Genomic DNA, 24,950 nt, shown 5'->3' on the forward strand with positions numbered 1-24,950 from the left:
TGTCCTCCGCTCACCCGTTGCGATCGCCGCGCGCCAGCGCCCGGCCCAGTTGCGCCGCGATCTGCGCCTGGCTGCGTTGAAAGCCCGCGACATCGGGGGTGGTGACGTTCACGGTCACGTTCACCGCGCGACCGCCGCCCGCGGCCGCCACGCCCAGCCGGCCATCGGCGCCGCGGCGCAAGGGCATGATCGCCTCGGGGCCGGCCTCGCCCATCAGCCCGGTCGCCCCGCGCATCGGAAAATGCGTGGGCTCGGCAACCACGCCGCCCTTGGCAAAGGGCATCACCCGCCCCTGAACGAACGCCCCGCCCTTCGCGAAGGGCAGGGCGCCGGCCAGCATCCCGGTCACGCCCTGCGCCAGCGACCCGGCCAACGCGCTTTCGACCGGCTTCATGGCGATGGCATAGACCGTGTCGGCGATCGACCGGCCGATGCCCTTCAGCGCGTCCGACAGCTTCATGCCGTCGAAGATCAACCCGTCGAACGAGCGTCGCAGCCCGCTTTCCAGGCCCGAACTCAGCGCGCCCACCTCGCGGGTGGTGAACATCATCGACTGTCGCAGCCGCGCCAGCTCGGCCTCGAATTCCGCGGTCATCCGGCCGGTCTGGCCAAACCCCTCGTCCAGCTGGTCCAGCGTGGTTCCGAACCCGTCCTTGTTCGCCATCTGGTGGCCCCCGATCTTCAGTTGTGATTGCCTTCGCGCGCCGCGCCGCCCCGATCGGGAAAGCGCGACGCCAGCGCGGCCAGGCGGCTGCGGGTCATGGCGGGCGGCCCGGCCTCGACGCCCAGCATCAGGGCCAGCTCGGCCGGTGTCAGCGACCAGAACTGGTCAGGCCGCAAGCCCAGCCCGCGCAGCCCCGCGCGCATAAGCCCCGGCCAGTCCAGCCCGCCGCGCGCCTCGCTGCGGATCATGTGTCGATCCGGAAGGCGCGGGCCAGCAACTCGGCCGCGGCCCGGCCCGCGGCGACCGGTCCGCCGCCGATCTCGACAGCCAGCAGGTCGGCCGCGCGCCCCTGCCAGCCGCCGCCGCGCAGCCCCGCGACCAGCACCGCCAGCACGTCGCGGCTGCCGAACCGGCCCGCCTCGAAGCGTTCCGCAACGGCCAGCAGGCTGTCGGCGCCCAGATCATGCTCCAGCTCGGCCAGCGCCCCCAGGGTCAGGCGCGCGACATGAGCCTGCCCGTCAAGCACGATCTCGACCTCTCCGCGCATCGGGTTGACCATCACAGGGCCGTAAAGCTCAGCGCACCGGCCGAGGCCATCGTCAGCTCGTATGTGGCCTCGCCATTGTAGCTGCCGGCATATTCCAGCGCGGTGATCTGGAACGGCCCCTCGACGGTGCCGAAATCGGGGATCACCACCTGGAACTGCGGCACCTCGCCATCGAAGAAGATCTGCCGCGCCCGGCCATCGGTGTCGGCGTCGCGAAACACCCCCGAACCCGAGATCGAGGCGCTGCGCACGCCTGCCCCGCCCAGCAGCTCGCGCCAGCCCCCCTCGCTTTCAAGGCTGGTGACATCCACAGTCTCGGCGTTGAACGACAGGCGCGAGGCGCGCAGCCCCGCCACCGTCTCGAAGGCGCCGTCGCCCGTCATGTCCATCTTGATCAGCAGGTCGCGTCCGTTCTGTACCGCCATGGGTCGTCTCCTCAGCCCAGATCAATGCGCGCACGAAAGGTCAGGTCGACCCGCCGCGCCGCGCCGTTTTCAATCCGGCGCGCCTTCGCGCGCAGGAACCACAATCCGGCCAGATGGCCGCGATCCAGCGACATCGCGCCGCCTTCCAGGGCATCGGTCACTGCAACCGCCGCGGCCTTGACGGCCGAAAACCCGGCGCTCTCGTCCGAGCCCGACAGCACCGAGACCACGAAATCATGCTGCGATCCGCGCCCGGTCATGTCGCCCGCGTCGCGCGCCTCTTCGGGCCCAAGCGAGACATAAACCCCGACCGGAGCCTGCACCGGCATCGCATCGAAGATCGCATCGCCCACCAGATCGGCCAGCGCCGCATCCGCGCGCAGATGCTGGTAAACCGCCGTCTGAAGGGCCACGCCCGCGCCATAGCTCATGTCGCGTCCTCCTCTCGTGCAAAGCAGGTCAGCCAGCGCCCCTCGGGATCGCGCTCGGCCACCGCCTCGATGCGGAACAGCCGCGCCCCCAGACGCAGCCGCTGCCCGGCGGCCGGGCGCCGCTGATCGCCCGCGGGCGCGCCCCGAAGGGTGATCCGCCAGGCGACGACGCTTTCGGGTCCGACCTCGGCGAACCGCTCTCGGCCCGCGCCCGCATCCATCGCGCCCCACAGCCAGCCAAGCCGCCGCCAGACGACCGCATGGCCGCCCATCCCGTCGCCCTGCCGCTCGGGCGCCTCCAGCGCCAGCCGGACATTCAGCCTCGGGACCGTCATCGGCGCATCTCCCGGCTGCCGCGGCCGCCAAGGATGCGGACCTGGCGCCATCGCTCGATCAGCGAGGTGACCCCGAAGGGCATCGCGCCCCTGCCGCCATCCAGGCTGCGATCCTCGTAGTAGCGCGCCGCCAGCATCAGGACCGCCTGCGCCAGATCGGCCGGCACCGAGGCCCAGTCCGCACCGAAGCCCGCGGTGAACACCACCGAGACCATTCCGCGACGCGGCACATGCGGCAGGATCACGCCGGTCGGCAGGATCATCGGTCGCTGGCTGTCCGGCAGCAGCCGCCAGCTTGCGACCGGCAACTGCGTCACCGTGCCGGCGCCGTCGTCGATCTCGATCGCCTCGACCGCGATCACCGGGGCCAGCGGCAACGGCTGGCCCAGCCGGTCGCGCCAGTCATCCAGCTGCATCCGGAAGCGCCGGGTCAGCAGCACCTTCCCGGTGCGCGCCTCGATCGCCGCCATCGCGGCGCGCAGAAATCCGGTCAACGCGGCCGTCTCGGCGCTGTCCTGGGCGATCTCGAAGCCCGAGCCGAGGCGCAAATGCTCGCGCAATGCGGCGACAGGCAGCGCCTCCGCCGCCGGCGCCGTTTCCTCAATCAGCATCATCTCGCGAACCTCCCGTCCTGCCGTCCGCATCGTCACCACACCGCGACGGGGCCCGCTGCGGGCCCCGTCGGTTGTTCGGCTGCGGAAAGGGGCCGCGCCCGCGCGCCGGCCATCAGCACGCGCGGACAGTTGCAAAGCCGGCATGGCCAGCGACCGGTGCGCGACCCCTTCCCTCGCCTGATCCCGTGGGATCAGGCGAACTGCAGCAGCTTGACGGCGCGGAAGTCGGTGACACCGCCGCCCACGCGCTTGGTCGCATAGAACAGCACATGCGGCTTGGCGCTGAAGGGATCGCGCAGAACGCGCAGGTCGGGACGCTCGACGATGGTATAGGCGGCGTGGAAGTCGCCAAAGGCGATCGACAGCGATTCCAGGTCCACGTCGGGCATGTCCTCGCTGATCAGCACCGGATAGCCCAGCAGCTGCGGGGTCTGGCCGGCGGCCAGCGCGTCGGTCCACAGGAACCGACCCTCGGCGTCCTTCATCTTGCGCACACGCGCCGCGGTTTTCGAGTTCATCACGAAGCTGGCATTGGCGCGATATTCCGCCCCCAGCGCATAGATGAGGTCGATCAGCGCATCGCCCGGCGCGGTGCCGTCGAAATCGCCCAGTCCGCCCGTGGTAATCACGCCGATCTGGCCGTCCGTGGCCACCGCGTTGGGCGCGACCGGATAGGACAGGATGCCGCGCGGCTTCGCCACGCCATCGCCATTGACGAAGGCCGCCGCTTCCGAACGGGCGAACTTCTCGGCGATCCGCTCGGCCAGCCAGCTTTCGACGTCGAACGCGGCATCGTCCAGCAGCCGCTGGCTGGCCTTGGGCATGGCCGACAGCTCGTGCACCGGGATCGAGATGCGCTCGATGCCGCCCGAGGCGGTCTCGGTCGCATCGGCCTCGGTCGCCCAGCCGGCGCCGATCTCGCCCTTGTCGACCAGCACCTCGTAGGCCGAGGATTCGACCGCCACCACCTTTGCCAGCTTGCGCAGCGAGGCACCCGAGCGCAGGACGTTCTGCACCGTCTCGGCAACCTGCGGCGCAGCCAGGAAGCCGCCATCGCTGGCGACCGTCAGGCCCTTCTCCTCGATCACCAGCCCGCGCAGGCCGTCATCATCGCCGCTGCGCAGATAGGCGTTGAAGGCCTTCTGGTGCGGAACCTCGGGCTCGGCCACGGTCGAAAGGGGCGCGCGGCCCCGGATGGCGGTCTTGCGATCAAGCATGTTCATGCGCTCTTCCTGTGCTTGCAGTTTCTGCTGAATATCCTCACGGAAGCCCCTGAGTTCGCCGACGAACCCCATCATGGCCCCCTTGAGATCGATGCCCCTCGCATCGGCGGGCGCGTCCCCGCCGCCCGCGGCCTTCACCTCGGTCATGGTCTTCTCCTCATCGCGATGATCGGGGCCGACCCGCCCCTGCTGACGGACCGCCTCTCGGCGAGCGGCCCGAACCTGTCGGGCGGACCAGCCGGCCCCCCCTGTCCATCCAAGGCGCCACGGGCGGGCGCCCGGGCCTCACCCCTCGCGCAACGCCTCGGCGGCGGCGGCAAACAGCGCCGCGACCTCGCGCAGGTCGTCGCCGTCCTTGCGGCCGATCTTCGCCTCGGGCAGCATCGGAAAGGTCACCAGCGACACCTCCCACAGTTCGACCTCGGCCAGCACCCGCCGGCCCGTGCGGTCGCGCTCGGCGCGGATGGTGCGATAGCCGATCGACAGGCCGTCGATCGCCCCGGCCTGCAACAGCGCCGCCGCCTCCCGGGCCTGCGCCACATCCGCCAGCAGGCGGCCCTTGACCCACAGGCCGCGCTCATCCTCGCGGATCTCGTCCCAGACACCGATGGGCCTGGCCGGATCGTGCTGCCACAGCATCCTCACCCTGTCCCCACGCGCCGCCAGCCGCGCCAGCGAGGCCGCGAAGGCCCCGGCCACCACAGCGTCGCCGCCCTGATCGACCAGCCCGAACAGGCTCGCATAGCCCTCGATCACCAGCCCGTCGGTCAGGGTCGGCGCCCCGCCCGCGAACTTCACCTCAAGTCCCGGTACCATCCCTCAGCCTCCTTTTGGCGCGAATTCCAGAATGCCCTGCACGGCCTGCGTCAGGATCACCGCGACGACCCCATAGACGGTCATCCACAGGCGCCGCTCGAGCCCCTCGATCAACGCCTCGATCCGCTCCAGGCGCTTCTCGACGGTGCCGAATTGCAGCGCCATGATCCGCTCCTGCGCCTCGAAGCGCTGGTCATGCCAGCCGAAGGCATCCTTGACGAAGCGCGACCCCTCCATCGGATCACGCCTCCGCCATGGGCGGCAGCCCCAGCAGCGTGCGCTTCTCGGCGTCGCTGAGGAAGCTCGCGGCGCTGATCCGCGCCCATTGCTGGTCGCGTTCGGCGGCCAGAGCCGGGATCTGGTCGGGATCGGGCCGCAGCGCGACCTCCTGGCCCAGATGCTCCGACAGCCACCAGGCGATGGCGGCGGCAACCCGCGTGACCAGCGGCAGCACCGTCAGCCGATAGAAGGCGCGATGCGCCTCGGCGTAATTGGCATAGGTCGCGTCGCCCGGGATCCCCATCAGCATCGGCGGCACGCCGAAGGCCAGCGCGATCTCGCGCGCCGCGGCCATCTTGGTCTCGTGGAACTCCATGTCGCTGGGGCTGAAGCCCATCGGCTTCCAGTCCAGCCCGCCCTCCAGCAGCATCGGCCGACCGGCGTTGCGCGCGCCCTGGTGGTTCATCTCGATCTCGCCCACCAGCCGGTCATACTGCTCGGGGCTCAGCACGCCCTGCCCGTCCAGCCCCTTGTAGACGATCGCCCCGCTCGGCCGGGCGGCGTTGTCCAGCAAGGCCTTCGACCAGGCCGAGGCGCTGTTGTGCACATCCAGCGCCACCGCCGCCGCCTGCATCGGCGACAGCCCGTAATGATCGTCCTGCGGGTGAAAGCTCTTGATGTGGCAGATCGGATCCGGGCTTCCCGTCATGTCAAAGCGGTGCTTGCGTCCGCCCACCGCATAGTCGAAGGCCACTGGCCAGCCATCGGCGCCCGGCACGATGCTCATCCGGTCCGCGCGCAGCACATGCAACTCCTCCGGCAAGCCCGACGCGCCCAGCCCGACCGCCTCCACATAGGCATTGCCCGACAGCAGCATCTGGCCATAGAGGGCCTCGAACAGCTCGGCACGGCCCTGGCCGGGATTGGGCCGCCGCAGCAGATCGACGACCGGATGGGTCTCGTAGCGGCGCGCGGCATCCTCGCACACCAGCGGCACTGCCGCCGCCGCCTCCGCGATCAGCCGGACCGAGCGGAACCCGACCGGATTGCCCACGAAGCCGCCCCGCGTCAGCGAGCCGGTGTCGCGCGCCGACCAGACCGGCCGCCCCGAGCCCGCCGCGAAGGCCACCACCCGGCCCGTCGCGCTGGCCTTCCTCTCCTCTACGGGGGCGACCTTCTGCTCCCGCGAAAACAACCGAAACGCCATGCTTGCCTCCATCAACCGGCCACGAAAAAGGCCGCCCCGCGGACGGCCCCCTTGCCTTGGTTCAAATATCCTCGGGGGGTCCGGGGGGCAGACGGCCCCCCGGCCTCTCCTCACAGCCTGCGCATCTGCGGCCGGCGCCAGCCCGCCGCCGGCTCGATCATCAGCTCGTGGATCGCCCAGACCAGCGCATCCAGCCGGTCCGGGCTGCCCCGGCCCTCGAAGCCGCGCACCGTCATCTGGCACATCTGATCCTCCAGCGCGCCCAGATTGCCGCCGCGCAGATGCTGCACCCGGCCCTGCTCGTAAAGCGCCGCGACCGGCTCGGCCCGCAGGCCCTTGCCGCGTCCGGCGCGCAGCGCCCGGAACGGCACCAGCGGATCGATCTGGCGGATCACGCTCTCGACCAGATCGCCGCCCTGGTTGACCTCGGCCACCAGCTTCTCGGCGCCGTGCCGGTCCATCGCGGCGATGGCGGCCCGGGCCCAGTCGGTCGGACCGCCGCGCAGGGTCGCATCCTCCAGCACCACCGCGCGCCAGTCGCGCGGCTCGCCCTCGGCCAGGACGCCCGCGACCACGATCCCGCATTCGTCGCTGGCCTTGCCGGCCGTCACCGCCGGATCAACCGCGACGACCACCCGCGTCAGCCGGGGCGCGCGGTCGATCCGCGCGGCTTCCAGCATCGCCGTGGTCCACAGCGCCCCTTCCACATCATCCAGCAGCACCCCGTCCAGCTCCTGCCGCCCCAGCCGGGTGCCGCCATAGCGGCTCTGCACCTCGGCCAGGAAACTCTCGGCCAGATAGGCCCGGTTGGCATCGGTCGGCGCATGGGTCGTCACGGTCGAGGCATTGCCCAGGATCCGCTTCAGCACGCCCACATTGCGCGGCGTCGTGGTCACCACCTGCTGCGGATGCTGCCCCAGCCGCAGCGCAAATTGCAGCATGTCCCAGCTGTCCTCGGCCTTCTTCCACTTGGCCAGCTCGTCCACCCAGGCCGCGTCGAATTGCGGCCCGCGCAGCGCCTCGGGCTCGTGCGCCGAATAGACCGTGGCGGTCGCGCCATTGGCCCAGACCAGCCGCCTGCGCCCGGCCTCCCAGACCGGCCGGCGATCGGGGGGCGAGCAGGCCAGGATGCCGCTTTCGCCCATGACCATCACCTCGCGGGCCTGATCGAAGGTCTCGCCCACCAGGGCCACACGGTGACAGCGGCCGGGTGCGGCGGCGGTCGGCCCCTCGACCATCCGCCGCACCCATTCGGACCCGGCGCGGGTCTTGCCCGCGCCGCGCCCGCCCATGATCACCCAGCTTTTCCAGTCGCCTTCCGGCGGCAGCTGGTGCGGCAGGGCCCAGAACTCGAACAGCCAGGGCAGCGCCATCAGCGCGTTTTCGGACAGCCCCTCGAGGAAGGCGTCAACCTCCTCAGGCTCGGCGGAGGCAAGCCAGGCGGCGCCCGACCTCATCTCGTGCCGCGTCAAGGTCGAGACTGCCTCCTCCGACCCCGCCGGCGATGTCCTTGCGAAGTTTGTCAACGCGGTTCCTTTCCTGCATCAGCAGGGCAACCGCCTCGCGGATGCCCTTCGCGGCCAGCATCGCCGCCTTCAGTTCGGCTGGGTCCAGGACCCCCTTCTCGCGGGCCTCCAGCGCCAGCTTGTGGCTTTCCAGATCCTTCACATAGGACCAGAAAAGCCCCTCCGCGACCGCAAGCACCTCTTCCGGGTCACATGCGCCGCGCGCTTCCCCGACCTGGTCCGTTGCGTCGTCGGTGACGTGCGATCCGGCCACCAGGGGCCCTTCGGGATCACCGATCCCGCTCCATTCCATATCGTTCATGCAAACTGTCCCGCCTCGTGTCCTGTCCGCACGAGCCGAGAAACGGGAAAAGCGGCGCGGGTTTCGACCCGGCCGCTCGCCCATTTCTCCCAGCATGCAAATGTTCTACCCTGGGGCGTTCGGTAAGTCAATCGCTAAACCGAAGGGCGATCCGTTAACCGATCATCAGGCTTTGAAAACAGATGCTTGAGCCGCGCAACACCCCCAGCGCACGGCGGTGGCGCGACACGCAACAGCACCCCGGAACGCCCGTTCCGGCACGCAAAAGACCCGCCACCGCGCGGGTGGCGGGCCGATCGTCCACGCCCTTCCGGGGGTCAGGTCTTCTTCTTCGGGGACGCCGCCTTGCCGCGCGCCTCGGTGGCGGCGGCGATGGCGTTGCTGGCCTCGTCCTGCATCTTCTGTGCGAATGACACCATCTGCGCGGCATAGGCCTCGGCCCAGTCGGGGAACTGGCCGTTCTTCATCGCCGCGGCGCGCATTTCCTCGCCCTTCTCGCGCATCTTCTGGAACTGGTCCTCCCAGGCCGTCTGCATGCTGTGCCACTGGTTGCGGACATTGTCGCCGGCCTGCTCGAAATAGCCGCGCATCTGCTGGTTCATCTCTTCCTGGCGCTGCATCGCGGTTTCCTGCCACTTGCGGGCGCTGGCCATCATCTCGTCATTCTTCGAGGACATCTCGTCCTGCCATTCGGCGGCCCGCTTCTCGAACATGCGGGCGTTGTCGGCGAGGGTCGAAAACATGTCGGACAGTTTCATCGCGTTTCCTCCTGAATCAGAGGCCGGGTCCGCGTTGCGCGCGCGGATCGCACAAGGCCCGCCCCTTCCGCGGTCAGCCTGCGGTCTGGGGCGGGCTTTGTCAAACGCTACGGAACCCACTGTCGCAGGCGCGGCGCAGGCGCGGCTCAGCCGTCGCCCTGCACCGGCGCGTCGGTCGGCTGGCCGCGCTGTGCCTCGATCTCGCGCCAGCGCGCGACATTGGCGTTGTGCTCTTCGAGGGTGCGCGCGAAGGCGTGCCCGCCGCTGCCATCGGCAACGAAGAAGATGTAGTCGGTGTCGGCCGGGTTCAGCGCCGCGCGGATCGCCAGCCGGCCCGGATTGGCGATCGGGGTCGGCGGCAGCCCGTCCACGCGATAGGTGTTGTAGGGCGTCGTGGTGTTCAGTTCCGACCGGCGCAGGCCGCGGTGCAGCACGCCCTCGCCGCGGGTGATGCCATAGATCACCGTCGGGTCGGTCTCCAGCCGCATGCCCTGTTGCAGGCGGTTCACGAAGACGCTGGCGACCTGCGGCCGTTCCTCGGCGATGCCGGTTTCCTTCTCGACGATCGAGGCCATGATCAGCGCCTCTTGCGGCGTGTCATAGGGCAGACCGAAGGGCCGCGCCTCCCATTCCTCGGCCAGGATCGCCGCCTGCCGCCGGCTCATCTCGGCCAGCAGGGCGGCGCGCGGCGACTCCTTCTCGATCTCGTAGGTGTCGGGGGCAAGGCTGCCCTCGGCCGGCACCTCCGGGACCTCGCCCGACAGGAAATCCACCTGCTTCAGCGCCTCGACGATCTGCCAGCTGGTCACGCCCTCGGCCACGGTGACGCGCAGCCGCGCATCGGGCTTCTGCTGGGCCGCGGCAATCGCCTCGGGCAAGGCGCCTGCGGCCGGATCATGGCGGGCCACCTCGGCGAAGACGCCGGTCTCGGGGCTGATGTCGCGCAACAGGACGCTGTTCTCGCGCACGCCCACCCGCAGGATGACCTCGGTGCCGCAGGTCGAGGGCCCGCCCGCGGTGATGACGCCGACGATATCCTCCATGCTGGCCTGCGGGGGCACCAGATAGCTGCCGAATTTCAGGTCGCGGGCCTTGTCCATGTAGTCGGCACCGGCGCGGAACACATAGGCGCTGCTGACCGCCCCCTGCGTGGCAAGCTGCTGGCTGACCGCGTTAAGGCTCGCGCCCGGGGCGATCTGCACGCATTGCGCAACCGCACTGGGGCCCGGCCCGCTGAATTCATGCCTGGCCCAGGCCACCGCCGCCGCCGCCGCGATCAGCAACACCACCAGCAGTGTCAGGAAATTCGAGGCGATGTTGCGCCAGATCATCCGGCGACCTTCCCCAGCACCAGGCTGGCATTGGTGCCACCGAAGCCAAAGCTGTTGGACAGCGCCACATCGACCTTGCGGCGGACGGCGGCATTGGCGGCCAGGTCCAGCCGCGGCGTCACCGCCGGATTGTCGAGATTGATGGTCGGCGGGCAGATCTGGTCGCGGATCGCCAGCACGCAGAAGATCGCCTCGACCGCGCCGGCCGCACCCAGCAGATGCCCGATGCTGGACTTGGTCGAGGACATCACCGCATTGCCGGCATGATCGCCCATCAGCCGCTCGACCGCGGCCAGTTCGATGGTGTCGGCCATGGTGCTGGTGCCATGCGCGTTGATATAGTCGATCCGCTCGGGCCCGATGCCGGCGCTGCGCAGCGCGTTCTGCATGGCGCGGTATCCGCCATCGCCATCCTCGGCCGGGGCGGTGATGTGATAGGCGTCGCCCGACAGCCCGTAGCCCAGCACCTCGGCATAGATCCGTGCCCCGCGCGCGCGCGCGTGTTCGTATTCCTCCAGCACGACGACGCCCGCCCCCTCGCCCATCACGAAGCCGTCGCGGTCGGCGTCATAGGGACGGCTGGCGGCCTGCGGGTCGTCGGCGCGCTTGGTGGACAGCGCCTTGCAGGCGTTGAAGCCCGCGATGCCGATCTCGCTGATCGGGGCCTCGGCGCCGCCTGCGACCATCACATCCGCATCGCCCAGCATGATCAGCCGCGCCGCATCGCCGATCGCGTGGGCGCCGGTGGAACAGGCGGTAACGACAGCGTGGTTCGGTCCCTTGAAGCCGAACCGGATGCTGACCTGGCCCGAAATCAGGTTGATCAGCGCGCCGGGGATGAAGAAGGGCGAGACCCGCTTGGGACCGCGTTCCTTGATCAGCACGGCGGTTTCCGCGATCGAGGTCAGCCCGCCGATGCCCGATCCGATCATCACCCCGGTGCGCAGCCGGCCTTCCTCGTCTTCGGGCTGCCAGCCGGCATCGCGCACCGCCTGTTCGGCGGCCGCCATGCCGTACAGGATGAAATCATCGACCTTGCGCCGGTCCTTCGGCGCCATCCACTCGTCGGGATTGAAGCTGCCGTCGCTGCCATCCCCGAACGGGATCTCGCAGGCATATTGCGTCACCACGTCCCGGGGATCAAAGCGGGTGATCGGCCCGGCGCCGGACTTGCCGGCCAGAAGCCGCTGCCATGTCGCCTCGACGCCTGAGGCCAGCGGCGTGACCATTCCCAGCCCGGTGACAACTACCCTGCGCATGTTCATGTCCTTGCCTGTTCGGTTTTCCGGCGGTGATACACGCCCGAAACCCGCCACGCAACGCATGACAGCCCGATGACGGCGCGAGGGCGACCCCGTCGCGCCGCCGACGGCGCCTAGTGCGGCGCGACGACAGGCCTTGCGTTCAACAGGTGACGCGCGGCCAGCCTGCGGCCCTGCCGGCCCGGCACCAGCGGCCGGGCGGGGGAAAACGCCTCGAATTCGGCGCCGATCCCGGCCAGCTGCGGAAACAGCGCCAGGATCTCGGCCCGCGCGGCCTCGCCGACGCCTTTCAGCGCCTCGGGGCCGGTGAACAGCGACTCGGTCACCGCCCCGTTCGAGGTCACAAGTTCGTGCCGGTCGAACAGCAGATGCACATAGGTCACCTGCGCCGCGTCCTCGGCGACCTCGATCCCGGGCAGCGCCAGCAGATGCCGCGCGGCGACCAGAACCTCGTCGGTCCCGAACATCCGCTGCGCGATGGCGGACCGCACCAGCACGCGGTGCTGCGGCGAGACCAGCAGATCGGCGACGGGCAGTCCCTGCCCCAGGGCGCCCGCGCGAATGCGCACCGGCCTCAGGTGATCGCGCCCCTGCAGGTCAAGGCTGCGCGAGCCGGCCCAGCGCAGCACCTGCGCGCCGCGATCCCCGGTCAGCACCAGATCGCCCGCCCGCAGATCCTCGACCGGGCGCGGCCCCTCGGGCGTGTCGATCAGCGTCCCGGCGGTGAAACAGGTGATGAAATCCGCGCCGTTGCGGTTGGTCGTCAGGTCGCTGGTATTGGTGATCAGCCCGGTCAGCGTCACCGAGACGATGGGACCGCTTTGATAGGCGGCGGAATCGGCATTGGCGGTCAATTCAGGCGCCAGGAACACGTTGCGCGCTTCGTCCTGAAAGATGACCGCGCTGACGGTCGCCGTCGATCCGTTCGCGAAGGTGACCTCTGCGTTATAGACGCCCATCCCCTCGAAGGTCGAAATCAGCGACGTGGTGGCGCCCGGCAGGGTGTATTGGACCTGATCGAACCCGTTCCCGGCGCGGTTCGTGTCCAGCGACCCCGCTGCACCGCCCCGGTCGAATGTAGTCACGGTGACGATCTGTTCGTAAAGCGGGTCGGTGGCGGTGCCGCGCGTCTGGCCGACCAGCCCGGCCGCGTTCTCGCTGTCAAAATCACCCTCGACGGGGTCGATGTTGAACGCCCCGCCATTGCCCAGGTAGATGGCACTCCAAGTCGTCGGCATTCGTGGCTCCTGAAATCGCCGCAGGCCACCAATGCTGGCAACGAAGCGGACCTAAGACTTTCGGTCGCATTAATATTTGCCCGCCACCCTGTTCAAAGTCCAGCGTGAAATTTCATTCCAGCCATGCTGGCCGGGACCCTGCGCATCTTGGCATCAGATCAGCCCTGCAGCCCTGAAATCATGGCGCAAATCACGTTCGGGCCGCGGCCCGACATGGCCGATCACCTCGCTTGCAGCGATGCAACCCATGCGGCCCGCAACCTCCAGGGGCAGGCCGCTGGCCAGCCCAAAGATTAACCCGGCCGCGAACTGGTCGCCCGCCCCGGTGGCATCGACGGGCACCACCCGATCGACCGGCGCGGTGACGCGCAGCCCGTCGCGGATCAGGATCGCATCCTCGCCCGAGCGGGTGCAGATGACCGTGCCGCAATCGGCGCTGGCCTGCGCCAGCACCGCCTCGAGATCATCGGACTGGTAGAGCGCGGTCCATTCATGGACATTGCCGATCACGTAATCCATCGGCCCGGCCACCAGCCGGCGGAAATCCTCGCGGTGGCGATCGACGCAGAACGGGTCGCTGAGCGCGATCCCCGCCTGCCCGCCCGCCGCGTGGCAGCAGCGCGCGGCCTTCAGGAACGCCTCCTTGCCCGCCGGCTTGTCGAACAGATAGCCTTCCAGAAACAGCCAGCCCGCGCCCTGGAAGACCGACGGGTTCACGTCGTCCGGCCCCAACTCGGCCGAGATGCCCAGATAGGTGTTCATCGAGCGTTCGCCATCCGGCGTCACCAGGATGATGCTGCGCGAGGTCGGCAACTGATCCCCGGCGACAGGCGGGTTGACGAAGACCGTGCCCGCCGCCTCGGTCTGCTCGGCGTAGGACAGCCCCAGCGCGTCATTGGCCACCCGGCCGATGAAGCTGGTGCGCAGCCCCAGCGCACCGATCCCCGCCAGCGTGTTGGCGACCGAGCCGCCCGGCACCAGCCGCGCCTGGGCCCGGCCCGGCCCGTGATCGTCGGCCTGCGCGGCCATCAGGTATTCCGACCGCTCGCGCTCGATCAGCTGCATGATGCCCTTCTGCACCCCCAGCGCCGCAAGCCGCGCCTCGTCGGTGGGCGAGATGACATCCATCACGGCATTGCCGATCCCGACGACAGAGGGGGTGGTCATGCGGTCTTTTCCTCGTATGGGCACAGGTCATTGATGATGCAGACGCCGCAGCGCGGCCTGCGCGCCTGGCAGACATGGCGGCCATGCAGGATCAGCCAGTGATGGGCATGGTCCTGAAACCGGACGGGCACGTGGTCCTCGATGGCGCGCTCGACCTCGTCCACGTCGCGGCCGGGTGCGATGCGGGTGCGGTTGCCGACGCGAAAGATATGCGTGTCGACCGCCTGTGCGGGATGGCCGAAGGCGCAGTTCAGCACCACATTGGCGGTCTTGCGCCCGACGCCGGGCAGGCTTGTCAGGGCGGCACGGCTGTCGGGAACCTCGCCGTCATAGCGGTCGACCAGGATCTGCGACAGCGCGATCACGTTGCGCGCCTTCTGCCGGAAAAGGCCGATGGTGCGGATCTGCTCAGTCACGCGCTCCAGCCCCAGCGCCAGCATCTTCTGCGGCGTGTCGGCCAGTGCGAACAGCCCCTTCGTCGCCTTGTTCACGCCGATGTCGGTGGCCTGCGCCGACAGCGCCACCGCCACCACCAGCGTATAGGGGTTGGTAAAGTGCAACTCGGTCACCGGGGCGGGCTGGGCCGCCTGCAGCCGCGCGAAGATCGCGACCTGATCGGCGAAGGGCAAGGCGGGGGGCAGGCGGCGCGGCGGGGTCATGGCGCCGCTTTTGACCGGCCCGGCGCGGCTTTGCAAGCGGGGCGGGGCGGGCGCGGATCACGGCCGCCCACGCATCCGTGGCTTCCATTCTGGCCGGAACCGGGGCACCGTCCGGCGCGTTGAAACCGGCCCCGATGACGGGCCAAGCCATATCCGGCGCGGGCCGCCACGGCCCGCCCGCAAACTGGGAAGGGGAGACAGATGAACTTCCGCACGACCGCCGCTTTCGCCGCAACCGGGCTTCTGGCCCTCGGCGCCTGCACCGATCCCTCGATGACCGGCACCGGCACCGGGATGAGCCGCACCCAGCAGGGCGCCATCGCCGGCGCCACCATCGGCGCGGTGCTGGGCGCCACGCGCGACAGCGACAGCAACAACGAGGGCCGCGACGCCGCCAAGGGCGCCCTGGTCGGCGCCATCGCCGGCGCGGTGGCCGGCAACATTCTTGACCAGCAGGCCCGCGCGCTGGATCAGGCGATCACCAACCCCAACATCCAGATCGTCAACCGCGGCTCCTATCTGCAGGTGATCCTGCCCGAGGGGATCCTGTTCGCGACCGACAGCGCCGCCGTGTCGGGCCTGGCGCAGAACGACCTTTACGCCGTGGCGCGCAACCTGAACCAGTATCCGAACAGCCGCGTCGAGGTGGTCGGCCATACCGACAATTCGGGCGCGGCCGCCTACAACTACGACCTGTCGCAGCGCCGCGCCCAATCGGTGGCGGGCATCCTGACCGCTGCGGGCGTGGCGCCGGGCCGGATCGTCGCCGTGGGTCGCGGCGAGGATCAGCCGGCCGCCTCGAACGCCACCGCGCAGGGCCGCGCGATGAACCGGCGGGTCGAGATCCTGATCCGCCCGACCGGCTGAGCGGCGCGCAGGCAGTCCGGGGGCGGCCATTGGCCCGCCCCCGGGACCAGCCAGCCGTGACGGCAGCAGGGTCAGGAAAACCTGACGCAACGTTATTTGTATGATTTTACCTAAGCTGTAGATTTTTTCAGACGCATCAGGCAGATGCGCCGTGCGGGACAGGCGTCCTGCGGTGACCACCCCCAGAGTGGTCGCCCTTTTCTTCCCGGCGCGACAGCCAGGCCATCTGCGCAAGGCGCAGGTCAGGTCGCGCATCTTTCTTCCGCACGAGCAGACGAGCGACCGCGGCAAGAAAGAGCCCCCGGCCCTTGCGGGTCGGGGGCATGTCACGTCCCTCGTGATCTTCTGTCCTGCATCGGGCCCCTTGTGCCGGGGCCGCGCGCTGCCCGGTGATGCCCGCCCCTTTGCGTCGGCGGCACGACCGGTCGCCCGGGGGCCTTGCGGCCCGACGGGCTCAGTTCAGGCGCCGGGCCACGTCCTCGATGGCGGCGTCGATTCCTGCGGACCGCTCGCCCGCGCTGACCTGACGGGCCAGCAATTCCGAGGCGGCGGCCACGGCGGTCTGCACCGCCCGGTCGCGGATCGCGCGGACCGCGTCGTTCTCGGCGCTGGCGATCTGGTCCTCGGCGGCCTTCAGGCGGCGCGCGATCGACGCCTTCAGATCCTCTTGCGCCTTGGCGGCCTGCGCCTCGGCCTCGCGCCGCGCATTGGCGACGATCTGGTCGGCCTGCCCGCTGACCTCGCGCTGGCGACGTTCGTAGCTGGCATAGATCTCCTGCGCTTCCTCGCGCAGGCGGCGTGCCTCGTCCAGGTCGCTGCGGATGCCCTGCGCACGCTTGTCCAGCATGGTGCCGATCAGCTGCGGCACCCTGAAATAGACCAGCACGCCCACGAACACCAGGAAGGCGATCAGCACGATGAAGTCGGTGTTGCGCAGCGAGAAGAACGCCCCCGTCGCAGCCGAGGCCGGCACGGCGCTGGCCATCAGGATCGCGATTGCACCCAGACGTGTCATTGCACGGCCCCCTTCATGCGGCTGTCGACGGCCTGGTCGACGGCGCCCTGGTCCACGGTGCCGCCGAAGGCGCGCACCAGTTCGGCGGTGACATCGCGGGCCACCTCGCGGGTGTCGCTGGCCGAGGCGTCGCGGATCTCGGCCAGCCGCTTTTCCGATTCCGCGGTGCGTGCCGCGATCTCGGCATCGGCATGGGCGATGGCGGCGTCCAGGTCCTTCTGGATCTCGGCGCGGTTGGCGGCGACGATCTTCTGGGCCTCGGACCGGGCATCGGCCAGCGCCTTGTCATAGGCGGCCTCGGCCTCGCGGGCCTTCTGCTTGAATTCCTCGGCGGCCATCAGGTCGCCGGTGATGGCGCCCTGCCGGTCCGAGATGACGGCGGCGATCCGGGGCAGCGCCACGCGCGACAGCACCCAGTACAGCACCAGGATGGTGACGACGAGCCAGAAGATCTGGTTCGGGAAGCTGCTCAGATCCAGCTGCGGCAGGCCGGTCGTGGCCTCGCCCGCCTGAACGGCCGCCTCGGCGCCATGCGCGGCGGTCTCGCCCGGCATGGCCGCGGCGGCGGCATCTTGGGAATGGTCGGCCGCGGTGGTGGCGGCCTCTTGCAACAGGCTGATCATGTCCTACCCCTTGGCCCTACAGGTCACGATGGGGCGGCGCCGTGGCGCCACCCCGCCGCAAGGATGGCGCAGGATCAGACCGCGAACATCAGCAGAAGCGCGACCAGGAACGAAAAGATCCCCAGGGCTTCGGCAAAGGCCATGCCGATGAACAGCGTTGCGGTCTGGCCGGCGGCGGCCGAGGGGTTGCGGAGCGCGCCCGACAGGAAGTTGCCGGCGACGTTGCCCACACCGATGGCGGCCCCGCCCATGCCGATGGCGGTCAGGCCGACGCCGATATACTGGCCCAGTTCTCCGATATTGCCTTCCATGATGATGCTCCTTGCGGTTGGAAGTTGTGAATTCGGGGTGAATGCGACCTGACGGCCCGCCTCAGTGCGAGGGGTGCAGCGCGTCCTTCAGATAGACGCAGGTCAGGATGGTGAAGACATAGGCCTGGATGAAGGCCACGAGGATCTCGAAGGCATACATGCCGACCACCGCGACGATCGAGATCGGCGCGACCGCGGCGATGGCCGCGAAGCCCGCAAAGACCTTGATGACGGCGTGGCCCGCGATCATGTTGCCGGCAAGACGAATGGAGTGGCTGACCGGGCGCACGAAATAGCTGATGACCTCGATCACGGCCAGTACCGGGCGGATCGCCAGCGGTGCCGAGCGGACCCAGAACAGGTCCAGGAAATGCGCGCCGTTCTTGATGAAGCCGATCGCCGTGACCGTGAAGAACACCGCGAAGGCCAGGATGCCGGTCACCGCGATATGCGAGGTGACGGTGAAGGCCTTGGGCAGCAGGCCGACGAAGTTCGCGAAGACGATGAACATGAACAGCGTCATGATGTAGGGGAAATATTTCAGCCCGTCCTTGCCGGCGATGTCCTCGATCATCTTGTAGACCATGCCATAGGCAAGTTCCGCGATCGACTGGCTGCGGTTCGGCACGATGGCGCGGCCGCGGGTGCCCATCACCAGCAGCGCGATGATCCCCAGCGCGATGACCGCCATCCACAGCGTGACATTGGTCGGCGTGTACCAGTGCACCGGACCGTCGCCGAACAGCGGCTTCACGATGAACTGCTCCATCGGGTGGAAAGACAGGCCGGTTTCCGCTTCGGTCGCCACGATCAATCCCTCTCGTCGGTCCCCGGCTGCGCGCCGGGTTTGCTGCCAAGTTCGGCCGCGGTGCGCATCATCACCTTGATGCCGGCCGCGAAGCCGAGAAAAATGAACAGGATCATCAGGAACGGCCGCGTGCCGAACAGGTGATCCAGGCCGTATCCGATGCCGCAGCCCATCACGATGCCTGCGACGATCTCGGTGACCATGCGCCAGGCGATGTGCCCCTTGTCATAGCCCGCCATCGGCCTTGCGGCCTCCGCTCCCGGGGTCATCTTCGACAGCCGTTCCTCCAGATCGCGCAACCGGGCCGCATCGTGGTCCCTGTCGCCGTCGTTCCGGGGCCCTTCGGCCATCTCTCACGCCCCCGTTATCGTCAGGGCGGTGTCTAGGGGGGAACGGCGCGCAAGTCAAGCAACTGGGGCGTCGTCGCAACCTTCTGTAATCGCGACATTTTGTCAGGCGGCGCCGTGGATGCCGGGCCTTGCCAAGCGCGGCGCGGGCGGCCATTATTCAACCCGTCGGTTGACCATTCCGCCCTGCCCCGGAGCCTTCACCCCATGCCTGACCCCGCCGAACAGCGGCTGGACCTGATCTTCGCGGCCCTGGCCGACCCGACGCGGCGGCGGGTTCTGTCGATGCTGCTCGAGGACGACATGGCCGTCAGCGACGTGGCCCAGCCCTTCGCGATGAGCCTTGCGGCGATCTCGAAGCATCTGGCGGTGCTGGCGGCGGCGGGGCTGATCCGGCAGGAACGCCGCGGCCGGATCACCTGGTGCATGCTGGACCCCGAGGGGATGCGCGCGGCCTCGGTCTGGATGCAGGGCTTCGGGCAGTTCGACCCGGTCGACCTGGACGATTTCGAACGCTTCCTGGAAACCGAGATGCAGGCATGGGGGCGCGAATGAGCCGGCCCGAAGTCCTGTGCATCGGCGCGCTGCTGTGGGACGTGATCGGCCGCGCGCCGCGACGGATGGCGCCGGGGGCCGACGTGCCGGGCCGCATCCGCCATGTGCCGGGCGGGGTGGCGCTGAATGTCGCGGTGGCGCTGGCCCGGCGCGGTCTGGCCGCGGCGCTGTTGTCGGCGGTGGGCCGCGACCCCGAAGGCGATGCGCTGCTGGCCGAGGCGCGGCGGCTTGGCGTCCTGACCGGCTGGATCGTCCGCGACACCGGCCTGCCGACCGATTGCTATATGGCCGTCGAGGACAGCGCCGGGCTGATCGCGGCCATCGCCGACGCCCACAGCCTCGAACAGGCCGGCGCGGCGATCCTTGCGCCGCTGGACGACCTGCCCGCCTGGACCGGGCCGGTGGTGCTGGACGGCAACCTGACCGAGGATCTGCTGGCTGCGATCGCCGCCGATCCGCGCCTGGCCGCGGCCGATCTGCGCGTGGTGCCGGCAAGCCCCGGCAAGGCCGAACGGCTGGAGCCGCTGATCGCGGCGCGGCGCGGCTGTTTCTACCTGAACCGCCTCGAGGCCGAGATCCTCGCGCACCGCGCCTGCCCCGACGCAGCCAGCGCCGCCGAGGCGGTGGTGGCCCGCGGCGCGGCGCGGGTGCTGGTCACCGACGGCGCGAACCCGGCCGCCGATGCCATCGCCGGCGGCCCGACCCTGGCCGTCCCGCCGCCGCGGGTCACCATTGCCCGCGTCACCGGCGCCGGCGACTGCTTTCTGGCCGCCCATCTTGCCGCGGGCCTCGCGGGCCAGCCCCGCGAGGCGGCGCTGCGGGCGGCGGTCGAGGCGGCGGCGGCCCATGTCGCCGGCCGCGACCTGCCCTGAGGGCTTGTCTCGCCCGGTCCGCCATGCCACGACCCGGGGCGAAGCCACAGGATGACGCCGATGCATGACGCCCCGCTGACCCATTCCCCCGAAGCCGCCGCGGCGCTTGCGGCCGGCGGCCCGGTCGTCGCGCTGGAATCGACCATCATCACCCACGGGATGCCCTGGCCGCAGAATCTCGACATGGCCCGCGAGGTCGAGGCCGCGGTGCGCGCGGCCGGCGCCACGCCCGCGACCATCGCGGTGATGGGCGGCAGCATCCATGTCGGCCTGTCCGAGGACGCGCTGGAGGCGCTGGCCCGCACCCCGCCCGAGCAGGCGATGAAGCTGAGCCGTGCCGACCTGGCCGCCTGCCTCGTCTCGGGCCGCACCGGCGCCACCACCGTCGCGGCGACGATGATCTGCGCGCATCTGGCCGGCATCCGGGTCTTTGCGACGGGCGGCATCGGCGGCGTGCATCGCGGCGCCGAGCACAGCTTCGACATCTCGGCCGACCTGCAGGAACTGGCGCAGACCCCGGTGACGGTCGTGGCGGCGGGGGCCAAGGCGATCCTCGACCTGCCCAAGACCTGGGAGGTGCTCGAAACGCTGGGCGTGCCGGTGATCGCCTACGGGCAGGACACCCTGCCCGCCTTCTGGTCGCGCGACAGCGGCATCCCCGCGCCCCTGCGCATGGACAGCCCCGACCAGATCGCCGCCGCCGCCGCGATGCGGGCGCGGCTGGGGCTGGGCGGCGGGCAGCTGGTCGCGAACCCGATCCCGGCCGGGGCCGAGATCACCCAGTCGCAGATCCTGCCGGTGATCCTCAAGGCGCTGGACGAGGCCGAGGCGCAGGGCATCGCCGCGAAATCGGTGACGCCCTTCCTGCTGCAGCGCATCTTCGAGCTGACCGAGGGGCGCTCGCTCGGCTCGAACATCGCGCTGGTGCTGAACAATGCCCGGCTGGCCGCCGAAATCGCCGTCGCGATGACGAAGGCCGCTTGACCTTGGCGCGCGGCTGACCGCTTCTGTCGGCCATGCGCGTTCCCGATCCAGGCCCGATGATGCCACCGCCCCGCCGGCGCGGCCTGCTGGCGATGATGCGGTCGAATTTCCTGGCCGGGCTGGTCGTGGTGGCGCCGATCGGCATCACCGTCTGGCTGATCTGGACGCTGACCGGCTGGATGGACAGCTGGGTGCTGCCGATGATCCCCGACCGCTGGCTGCCCGAACGCTATGTCGGCATCAACCTGCGCGGCGTCGGCGTGGTGGTCTTCCTGCTGTTCACGGTCCTGATCGGCTGGCTGGCCAAGGGCTGGGTCGGGCGGTCGCTGCTGCGCACCGGCGAACGGATCGTCGCGCGGATGCCGGTGGTGCGCAGCATCTACGGCGCGCTGAAGCAGATCGCCGAAACCATCCTGTCGCAGGACGAGGCGCGTTTCGACCGGGCCTGCCTGATCGAATATCCGCGCAAGGGGCTGTGGGGCATCGGCTTCGTCGCCGGCCCGGCAAAGGGCGAGCTGGTCAGCCGCACCGGCCACGACCTGCTGGCGGTGTTCGTGCCGACGACGCCCAACCCGACCTCGGGCTTCCTGATCTACGCGCCCGCAAGCGATGTGATCCTGCTGGACATGTCGGTCGAGGACGCGGCCAAGCTGGTGATCTCGGCCGGGCTGGTCTACCCGACCACGCCCGAACCCAGCAGCAATCCGGGCAGGTCGACGCTGTCCTGAACGTTCAGCGCATCGGCATGCGCCTCGAGAAAGCCGTCGGCGGCGGCCTGGCCCGCGGTCTTCATCCGCGCCAGCAGGCCCGGTGCCGGCATCATCTTGGACCGCGCGTTCAGGTCGTTCATCAGCACGTCGTCCAGGATCATGTGCAGCAGCGGCACCTTCATGCCGCGATTGTGCAGCCGCGCCTCGCCATGCAGCTTCTTGACGAAATTGATCGAGCGCAATTCGGCCATCAGCGCGCTGTTGAAGCTGACCTCGTTCACACGGTCCGAAATTTCCATCGGGGATTTCGGCAGCCCCTCGCGCATCAGCGGGTTGATGTTCACGATCACGATGTCGCAGGGCAGATCGGGCCGATACAGCGGGAACAGCGCCGGGTTGCCGGTGAAGCCGCCATCCCAGAACGCCTCGACGCGGCCGGTATCGGGGTCCGCGATCTCGACCGCGCGGAACAGCGTCGGCAGGCAGGCCGAGGCCATCACCGCATCCGGGGTCACCGCCAGGTCCGTGAACACCCGGATCCGCCCCGACCGCACATTGGTCGCGGTCACGAACAGTTGCGGGCCGCGTTCGTTGGTGAAGTTCGGATAGGGCAGCTCGCGCAGCACCGGTCCCAGCGGGTTGACGTAGAACGGCCCGTAATCATAGGGGCTGAACACCCGGCTCAGCCCGTCCAGCCAGGCGGCGGGCGAGAACATCTCGGTCAGCCGGTGCATGCCGCGCGGAATCGGCATCAGCGAATGCAGCCAGCGCACCATCCGGTTGTCCGACAGCTGGCCGACCTCGCGCCACAGGCAGTCGAGGTTCTCGCGCGCGGCGCGCCGCCCGGCCGCGCCGGCATGGCGCGACAGCCCGGCCTTCAGCGCCGCCCCGTTCAGCGCCCCGGCCGAGGTGCCGCTGATCGCCGCGACATGCAGCCAGCTTTCGTCCAGCAGCCGGTCCAGCACGCCCCAGGCAAAGGCGCCATGCGCGCCGCCACCCTGCAGCGCCAGATTGATCGTCTTGTCCTGCATGTCCCGTCCTGCCGCCATTTCGCACCTGCGGCATACTACCCCGACCGCCCCCGGCCGCAAGCGTTGCGCCGGGCAGCGGGCGTTGCGTCGGGCGGCGGGCGGCGGGCGCACCCGCCGCGCGGGCTCAGTCGCCGGTCAGGAACACCAGTGGCACCTCGTAGGTCTGGCTGCCTGCTGCGGTGACCATCCAGCTTTCGCCCTCCTTCACCGCCACCACCTCGCGGCCGGTGGCATTCACATAGGGCTCGCCGGTGGCCATGTCGTTCATGAAATTCATCGTGAACTGCTGGCCCTCGGGGTCCAGCACCGTGACCGAGGCCTGCTGGTCTTCCATGCGCATCACTCCGGCGGGGCACTGGCCGAACGCGGCCGCGCCCGCGGGCTTGCAGCGCAGCAGCGCCGTCGCGTCGAACTCGTCGGTGCTGAAGGGCGCGGTGGCGTTTTCGGCATCGCCCTGCGCCGCGTCGCGCGCCCAGTAGACGAAGATGCTGATGTCCTTCAGGCGGAAGATCTGGCCCAGATCGCCCAGCCCGCTTTGCCGATAGGCCGCATGGCCCTGCGCGTCGCGAAAATTGCCCGGCGCATCGCCGACCGGTTCAAGATCGTACGCGGTGCCGTCTGCCAGCGTGATGGTGACAAAGCCCTGGCGCTGCGAAAAGTCGCAATCCCCGGTCGATTGCAGCGCGTCCTGACCGGCGGGATAGATGTCGCAGCGCGCCTTGGCGGTGTCCGACAGGGCCGGCGTCGCCGCCAGAAGCAAAAGGGCCGCCGCCCAACAGAGACCAGTCCTGACCATGTTCTTCCCCCGCGAAACTGCCATGCCAAGCCATGCCATGCCATGCCACCGTCATAGCACGGCAGAGCGGCACGGCAACGTGACAAGACGGCCCGGTTCAGTCCTCGGCCTGTGCCTCGGCGCGGCTCTTGCCGGCGACATCCAGCGCCAGCGTGGCGGCCATGAAGGCATCCAGATCGCCATCCAGCACACCCTGGGTGTCACTGGTTTCCTCGGATGTGCGCAGGTCCTTCACCATCTGGTAGGGATGCAGGACGTAGGACCGGATCTGGTTGCCCCAGCCCGCATCGCCCTTGGCGGCGTGCTGGGCGTTGATCTCGGCGTTGCGGCGATCCAGCTCCATCTGGTACAGCCGCGATTTCAGCGCGGCCATGGCGTTGGCGCGGTTCTGGTGCTGGGACTTTTCCGAACTGGTCACCACGATGCCGGTCGGCAGGTGGGTGATCCGCACCGCCGAGTCGGTGGTGTTGACGTGCTGGCCGCCCGCACCGGACGAGCGGTAGGTGTCGATGCGGATGTCGCGGTCGGGGATGTCGATCTCGATATTGTCGTCGACGACCGGATAGACCCAGACCGACGAGAACGAGGTATGCCGCCGGGCCGCGCTGTCATAGGGGCTGATGCGGACCAGACGATGCACGCCGGATTCCGATTTCAGCCAGCCATAGGCGTTGTGCCCGCTGATCTTGTAGCCGGCGCTGCGGATGCCGGCCTCGTCGCCTGCGGTCTCGGCGATCAGCTCGACCTCGTAGCCCTTCTTCTCGGCCCAGCGCACATACATCCGCGCCAGCATCGCCGCCCAGTCGCAGCTTTCGGTGCCGCCCGCGCCGGCGTTGATTTCCAGGAAGGTGTCGTTGCCGTCCGCCTCGCCGTTCAGCAGCGCCTCGAGTTCCTTCTGCGCCGCCAGTTCGGCCAGCGCCTTCAGGTTGGCCTCGGCCTCGGCGACCAGTTCGGCATCGCCCTCGTCCTCGGCCAGTTCGACCATCTCGGCATTGGCGGCCAGGTCGGTGTCGATGCGCCGATAGGTCTCGATCGCGTCCGCCAGGGCCTGACGCTCGCGCATCAGCTTCTGCGCGCGGGCCGGGTCGGACCACAGGTCGCCCGCCTCGATCATCGCGTTCATCTCTTCAAGGCGATGCGGCGCGGTCTGCCAGTCCATCCGCTGGCCCAGCAGGCTCAGCGACTTGCGGATGGAGTCGATGGTGGACAGCGTCTCGGCGCGCATGGGGCGGATCCTCGCGAAAAACTCAGGCCGGACAGATAGCCTGCAGCGGGCGCGCAAACAAGTGCCCTGCCCCGGCCGGCCCC

32 protein-coding genes are annotated in these 24,950 nt (G+C 69.5%); 5 read left to right on the top strand and 27 right to left on the bottom strand.

Translation table 11 applies throughout. From position 1 onward, the window contains the following. Positions 1-10 precede the first annotated feature (10 nt). From Q5Y72_RS00875 to nth, 19 genes are all read right to left on the bottom strand, one after another. A complete protein-coding gene (locus Q5Y72_RS00875) occupies positions 11-664 on the bottom strand; it encodes an RcGTA-type gene transfer agent tail tape measure protein (RefSeq protein ID WP_371930726.1) in 654 nt (217 codons plus the stop codon). A gap of 17 nt (positions 665-681) precedes the next feature. Beyond that, a complete protein-coding gene (locus tag Q5Y72_RS00880) occupies positions 682-912 on the bottom strand; it encodes a rcc01693 family protein (protein WP_305961527.1) in 231 nt (76 codons plus the stop codon). Continuing rightward, positions 909-1,223: a gene transfer agent family protein gene (locus Q5Y72_RS00885; RefSeq protein ID WP_305961528.1), complete on the bottom strand. Its 315-nt coding sequence runs from the start codon at positions 1,221-1,223 to the stop codon at positions 909-911. Before Q5Y72_RS00885 ends, Q5Y72_RS00880 begins: the two co-directional genes overlap by 4 nt. Continuing rightward, positions 1,223-1,636, bottom strand: coding sequence for a phage major tail protein, TP901-1 family (locus tag Q5Y72_RS00890; protein WP_305961529.1), 414 nt, complete (start codon positions 1,634-1,636; stop codon positions 1,223-1,225). Before Q5Y72_RS00890 ends, Q5Y72_RS00885 begins: the two co-directional genes overlap by 1 nt. A gap of 11 nt (positions 1,637-1,647) precedes the next feature. After that, positions 1,648-2,067 carry a DUF3168 domain-containing protein gene (locus Q5Y72_RS00895; RefSeq protein ID WP_305961530.1) on the bottom strand — a complete coding sequence of 140 codons (420 nt, stop codon included), beginning with the start codon at positions 2,065-2,067 and terminating at the stop codon, positions 1,648-1,650. Then, positions 2,064-2,402 (bottom strand): head-tail adaptor protein, encoded by a 339-nt coding sequence (locus Q5Y72_RS00900; RefSeq protein ID WP_305961531.1) that lies wholly within the window; start codon positions 2,400-2,402, stop codon positions 2,064-2,066. Before Q5Y72_RS00900 ends, Q5Y72_RS00895 begins: the two co-directional genes overlap by 4 nt. Then, positions 2,399-3,016, bottom strand: coding sequence for a head-tail connector protein (locus tag Q5Y72_RS00905; protein ID WP_305961532.1), 618 nt, complete (start codon positions 3,014-3,016; stop codon positions 2,399-2,401). Before Q5Y72_RS00905 ends, Q5Y72_RS00900 begins: the two co-directional genes overlap by 4 nt. A gap of 191 nt (positions 3,017-3,207) precedes the next feature. Further along, positions 3,208-4,386, bottom strand: a complete 1,179-nt coding sequence (locus Q5Y72_RS00910; RefSeq protein WP_305961533.1) for a phage major capsid protein — start codon at positions 4,384-4,386, stop codon at positions 3,208-3,210. A gap of 138 nt (positions 4,387-4,524) precedes the next feature. Continuing rightward, a complete protein-coding gene (locus Q5Y72_RS00915) occupies positions 4,525-5,055 on the bottom strand; it encodes an HK97 family phage prohead protease (protein WP_305961534.1) in 531 nt (176 codons plus the stop codon). Positions 5,056-5,058: 3 nt separating this feature from the next. Further along, positions 5,059-5,292, bottom strand: a complete 234-nt coding sequence (locus Q5Y72_RS00920) for a GTA head formation protein, RCAP_rcc01685 family (RefSeq protein WP_305961535.1) — start codon at positions 5,290-5,292, stop codon at positions 5,059-5,061. 4 nt (positions 5,293-5,296) lie between these two features. After that, on the bottom strand, positions 5,297-6,481 hold the full coding sequence (locus Q5Y72_RS00925) for a phage portal protein (protein WP_305961536.1): 1,185 nt from the start codon (positions 6,479-6,481) through the stop codon (positions 5,297-5,299). 110 nt (positions 6,482-6,591) lie between these two features. After that, positions 6,592-7,938: a DNA-packaging protein gene (locus Q5Y72_RS00930; RefSeq protein ID WP_305961537.1), complete on the bottom strand. Its 1,347-nt coding sequence runs from the start codon at positions 7,936-7,938 to the stop codon at positions 6,592-6,594. After that, positions 7,898-8,308 (bottom strand): permease, encoded by a 411-nt coding sequence (locus Q5Y72_RS00935; protein ID WP_305961538.1) that lies wholly within the window; start codon positions 8,306-8,308, stop codon positions 7,898-7,900. The genes Q5Y72_RS00930 and Q5Y72_RS00935 overlap by 41 nt, the downstream gene beginning before the upstream one ends. Positions 8,309-8,625: 317 nt before the next feature. Continuing rightward, positions 8,626-9,066: a hypothetical protein gene (locus tag Q5Y72_RS00940; RefSeq protein ID WP_305961539.1), complete on the bottom strand. Its 441-nt coding sequence runs from the start codon at positions 9,064-9,066 to the stop codon at positions 8,626-8,628. A 146-nt stretch (positions 9,067-9,212) separates the two neighbouring features. Further along, complete coding sequence (gene mltG, locus Q5Y72_RS00945; protein WP_305961540.1) at positions 9,213-10,397, bottom strand: endolytic transglycosylase MltG; 1,185 nt, start codon at positions 10,395-10,397, stop codon at positions 9,213-9,215. Next, positions 10,394-11,656 (bottom strand): beta-ketoacyl-ACP synthase II, encoded by a 1,263-nt coding sequence (gene fabF, locus Q5Y72_RS00950; protein ID WP_305961541.1) that lies wholly within the window; start codon positions 11,654-11,656, stop codon positions 10,394-10,396. Before fabF ends, mltG begins: the two co-directional genes overlap by 4 nt. A 116-nt stretch (positions 11,657-11,772) precedes the next feature. Continuing rightward, entirely contained in the window at positions 11,773-12,897 is a 1,125-nt protein-coding gene (locus Q5Y72_RS00955) for a Hint domain-containing protein (protein WP_305961542.1), read from the bottom strand. Between the two features lie 153 nt (positions 12,898-13,050). Continuing rightward, entirely contained in the window at positions 13,051-14,064 is a 1,014-nt protein-coding gene (locus tag Q5Y72_RS00960) for an adenosine kinase (RefSeq protein ID WP_305961543.1), read from the bottom strand. Next, positions 14,061-14,723, bottom strand: coding sequence for an endonuclease III (gene nth, locus Q5Y72_RS00965; RefSeq protein ID WP_305961544.1), 663 nt, complete (start codon positions 14,721-14,723; stop codon positions 14,061-14,063). The genes Q5Y72_RS00960 and nth overlap by 4 nt, the downstream gene beginning before the upstream one ends. Before the next feature lie 201 nt (positions 14,724-14,924). Here nth and Q5Y72_RS00970 point away from each other — a divergent pair, with 201 nt between their 5' ends. Beyond that, positions 14,925-15,590, top strand: a complete 666-nt coding sequence (locus Q5Y72_RS00970; protein WP_305961545.1) for a YiaD family glycine zipper/OmpA-like lipoprotein — start codon at positions 14,925-14,927, stop codon at positions 15,588-15,590. Between the two features lie 454 nt (positions 15,591-16,044). Here Q5Y72_RS00970 and Q5Y72_RS00975 read toward each other — a convergent pair whose 3' ends face one another. The 5 genes from Q5Y72_RS00975 to Q5Y72_RS00995 all read right to left on the bottom strand — a co-directional run bounded on the left by Q5Y72_RS00975 (position 16,045) and on the right by Q5Y72_RS00995 (position 18,697). After that, complete coding sequence (locus Q5Y72_RS00975) at positions 16,045-16,605, bottom strand: F0F1 ATP synthase subunit B (RefSeq protein ID WP_305961546.1); 561 nt, start codon at positions 16,603-16,605, stop codon at positions 16,045-16,047. Continuing rightward, positions 16,602-17,228 carry a F0F1 ATP synthase subunit B' gene (locus Q5Y72_RS00980; protein WP_305961547.1) on the bottom strand — a complete coding sequence of 209 codons (627 nt, stop codon included), beginning with the start codon at positions 17,226-17,228 and terminating at the stop codon, positions 16,602-16,604. The genes Q5Y72_RS00975 and Q5Y72_RS00980 overlap by 4 nt, the downstream gene beginning before the upstream one ends. Positions 17,229-17,302: 74 nt before the next feature. Next, positions 17,303-17,539, bottom strand: a complete 237-nt coding sequence (locus Q5Y72_RS00985) for a F0F1 ATP synthase subunit C (protein WP_089343169.1) — start codon at positions 17,537-17,539, stop codon at positions 17,303-17,305. A gap of 61 nt (positions 17,540-17,600) precedes the next feature. Next, a complete protein-coding gene (locus tag Q5Y72_RS00990; RefSeq protein WP_305961548.1) occupies positions 17,601-18,347 on the bottom strand; it encodes a F0F1 ATP synthase subunit A in 747 nt (248 codons plus the stop codon). Between the two features lie 2 nt (positions 18,348-18,349). After that, positions 18,350-18,697 carry an AtpZ/AtpI family protein gene (locus Q5Y72_RS00995; protein ID WP_305961549.1) on the bottom strand — a complete coding sequence of 116 codons (348 nt, stop codon included), beginning with the start codon at positions 18,695-18,697 and terminating at the stop codon, positions 18,350-18,352. A 204-nt stretch (positions 18,698-18,901) separates the two neighbouring features. Between Q5Y72_RS00995 and Q5Y72_RS01000 the strand changes: the two genes are divergently transcribed. The 4 genes from Q5Y72_RS01000 to Q5Y72_RS01015 are packed head-to-tail and all read left to right on the top strand — an operon-like array spanning position 18,902 to position 21,833. Further along, a complete protein-coding gene (locus tag Q5Y72_RS01000) occupies positions 18,902-19,249 on the top strand; it encodes an ArsR/SmtB family transcription factor (protein ID WP_305961550.1) in 348 nt (115 codons plus the stop codon). Then, positions 19,246-20,121 (top strand): PfkB family carbohydrate kinase, encoded by an 876-nt coding sequence (locus Q5Y72_RS01005; protein WP_305961551.1) that lies wholly within the window; start codon positions 19,246-19,248, stop codon positions 20,119-20,121. The genes Q5Y72_RS01000 and Q5Y72_RS01005 overlap by 4 nt, the downstream gene beginning before the upstream one ends. 60 nt (positions 20,122-20,181) lie before the next feature. Beyond that, positions 20,182-21,105, top strand: a complete 924-nt coding sequence (locus Q5Y72_RS01010; RefSeq protein WP_305961552.1) for a pseudouridine-5'-phosphate glycosidase — start codon at positions 20,182-20,184, stop codon at positions 21,103-21,105. 32 nt (positions 21,106-21,137) lie between these two features. Further along, the gene (locus Q5Y72_RS01015; protein WP_305961553.1) at positions 21,138-21,833 is read left to right on the top strand and encodes a DUF502 domain-containing protein; all 696 of its coding nucleotides are present in this window, start codon (positions 21,138-21,140) and stop codon (positions 21,831-21,833) included. Here the strand turns inward: Q5Y72_RS01015 and Q5Y72_RS01020 are convergent. From Q5Y72_RS01020 to prfB, 3 genes are all read right to left on the bottom strand, one after another. Further along, positions 21,779-22,846 carry a patatin-like phospholipase family protein gene (locus Q5Y72_RS01020; RefSeq protein ID WP_305961554.1) on the bottom strand — a complete coding sequence of 356 codons (1,068 nt, stop codon included), beginning with the start codon at positions 22,844-22,846 and terminating at the stop codon, positions 21,779-21,781. The genes Q5Y72_RS01015 and Q5Y72_RS01020 overlap by 55 nt on opposite strands. Positions 22,847-22,970: 124 nt before the next feature. Continuing rightward, entirely contained in the window at positions 22,971-23,642 is a 672-nt protein-coding gene (locus Q5Y72_RS01025) for a hypothetical protein (protein WP_305961555.1), read from the bottom strand. A gap of 97 nt (positions 23,643-23,739) precedes the next feature. After that, positions 23,740-24,867 carry a peptide chain release factor 2 gene (prfB, locus tag Q5Y72_RS01030; RefSeq protein ID WP_305961556.1) on the bottom strand — a complete coding sequence of 376 codons (1,128 nt, stop codon included), beginning with the start codon at positions 24,865-24,867 and terminating at the stop codon, positions 23,740-23,742. Positions 24,868-24,950 lie beyond the last annotated feature (83 nt).

The organism is Paracoccus spongiarum (assembly GCF_030732095.1).
In the GTDB taxonomy this organism is placed as follows: Bacteria; Pseudomonadota; Alphaproteobacteria; order Rhodobacterales; family Rhodobacteraceae; genus Paracoccus; species Paracoccus spongiarum.

Coding starts and splice junctions, on each gene's coding strand:
- Q5Y72_RS00875 (WP_371930726.1), bottom strand. CDS start 664: ATGGCGAACAAGGACGGGTTCGGAACCACGCTGGACCAGCTGGACGAG.
- Q5Y72_RS00880 (WP_305961527.1), bottom strand. CDS start 912: ATGATCCGCAGCGAGGCGCGCGGCGGGCTGGACTGGCCGGGGCTTATG.
- Q5Y72_RS00885 (WP_305961528.1), bottom strand. CDS start 1,223: ATGGTCAACCCGATGCGCGGAGAGGTCGAGATCGTGCTTGACGGGCAG.
- Q5Y72_RS00890 (WP_305961529.1), bottom strand. CDS start 1,636: ATGGCGGTACAGAACGGACGCGACCTGCTGATCAAGATGGACATGACG.
- Q5Y72_RS00895 (WP_305961530.1), bottom strand. CDS start 2,067: ATGAGCTATGGCGCGGGCGTGGCCCTTCAGACGGCGGTTTACCAGCAT.
- Q5Y72_RS00900 (WP_305961531.1), bottom strand. CDS start 2,402: ATGACGGTCCCGAGGCTGAATGTCCGGCTGGCGCTGGAGGCGCCCGAG.
- Q5Y72_RS00905 (WP_305961532.1), bottom strand. CDS start 3,016: ATGATGCTGATTGAGGAAACGGCGCCGGCGGCGGAGGCGCTGCCTGTC.
- Q5Y72_RS00910 (WP_305961533.1), bottom strand. CDS start 4,386: ATGACCGAGGTGAAGGCCGCGGGCGGCGGGGACGCGCCCGCCGATGCG.
- Q5Y72_RS00915 (WP_305961534.1), bottom strand. CDS start 5,055: ATGGTACCGGGACTTGAGGTGAAGTTCGCGGGCGGGGCGCCGACCCTG.
- Q5Y72_RS00920 (WP_305961535.1), bottom strand. CDS start 5,292: ATGGAGGGGTCGCGCTTCGTCAAGGATGCCTTCGGCTGGCATGACCAG.
- Q5Y72_RS00925 (WP_305961536.1), bottom strand. CDS start 6,481: ATGGCGTTTCGGTTGTTTTCGCGGGAGCAGAAGGTCGCCCCCGTAGAG.
- Q5Y72_RS00930 (WP_305961537.1), bottom strand. CDS start 7,938: ATGAGGTCGGGCGCCGCCTGGCTTGCCTCCGCCGAGCCTGAGGAGGTT.
- Q5Y72_RS00935 (WP_305961538.1), bottom strand. CDS start 8,308: ATGAACGATATGGAATGGAGCGGGATCGGTGATCCCGAAGGGCCCCTG.
- Q5Y72_RS00940 (WP_305961539.1), bottom strand. CDS start 9,066: ATGAAACTGTCCGACATGTTTTCGACCCTCGCCGACAACGCCCGCATG.
- mltG (WP_305961540.1), bottom strand. CDS start 10,397: ATGATCTGGCGCAACATCGCCTCGAATTTCCTGACACTGCTGGTGGTG.
- fabF (WP_305961541.1), bottom strand. CDS start 11,656: ATGCGCAGGGTAGTTGTCACCGGGCTGGGAATGGTCACGCCGCTGGCC.
- Q5Y72_RS00955 (WP_305961542.1), bottom strand. CDS start 12,897: ATGCCGACGACTTGGAGTGCCATCTACCTGGGCAATGGCGGGGCGTTC.
- Q5Y72_RS00960 (WP_305961543.1), bottom strand. CDS start 14,064: ATGACCACCCCCTCTGTCGTCGGGATCGGCAATGCCGTGATGGATGTC.
- nth (WP_305961544.1), bottom strand. CDS start 14,723: ATGACCCCGCCGCGCCGCCTGCCCCCCGCCTTGCCCTTCGCCGATCAG.
- Q5Y72_RS00970 (WP_305961545.1), top strand. CDS start 14,925: ATGAACTTCCGCACGACCGCCGCTTTCGCCGCAACCGGGCTTCTGGCC.
- Q5Y72_RS00975 (WP_305961546.1), bottom strand. CDS start 16,605: ATGACACGTCTGGGTGCAATCGCGATCCTGATGGCCAGCGCCGTGCCG.
- Q5Y72_RS00980 (WP_305961547.1), bottom strand. CDS start 17,228: ATGATCAGCCTGTTGCAAGAGGCCGCCACCACCGCGGCCGACCATTCC.
- Q5Y72_RS00985 (WP_089343169.1), bottom strand. CDS start 17,539: ATGGAAGGCAATATCGGAGAACTGGGCCAGTATATCGGCGTCGGCCTG.
- Q5Y72_RS00995 (WP_305961549.1), bottom strand. CDS start 18,697: ATGGCCGAAGGGCCCCGGAACGACGGCGACAGGGACCACGATGCGGCC.
- Q5Y72_RS01000 (WP_305961550.1), top strand. CDS start 18,902: ATGCCTGACCCCGCCGAACAGCGGCTGGACCTGATCTTCGCGGCCCTG.
- Q5Y72_RS01005 (WP_305961551.1), top strand. CDS start 19,246: ATGAGCCGGCCCGAAGTCCTGTGCATCGGCGCGCTGCTGTGGGACGTG.
- Q5Y72_RS01010 (WP_305961552.1), top strand. CDS start 20,182: ATGCATGACGCCCCGCTGACCCATTCCCCCGAAGCCGCCGCGGCGCTT.
- Q5Y72_RS01015 (WP_305961553.1), top strand. CDS start 21,138: ATGCGCGTTCCCGATCCAGGCCCGATGATGCCACCGCCCCGCCGGCGC.
- Q5Y72_RS01020 (WP_305961554.1), bottom strand. CDS start 22,846: ATGCAGGACAAGACGATCAATCTGGCGCTGCAGGGTGGCGGCGCGCAT.
- Q5Y72_RS01025 (WP_305961555.1), bottom strand. CDS start 23,642: ATGGTCAGGACTGGTCTCTGTTGGGCGGCGGCCCTTTTGCTTCTGGCG.
- prfB (WP_305961556.1), bottom strand. CDS start 24,867: ATGCGCGCCGAGACGCTGTCCACCATCGACTCCATCCGCAAGTCGCTG.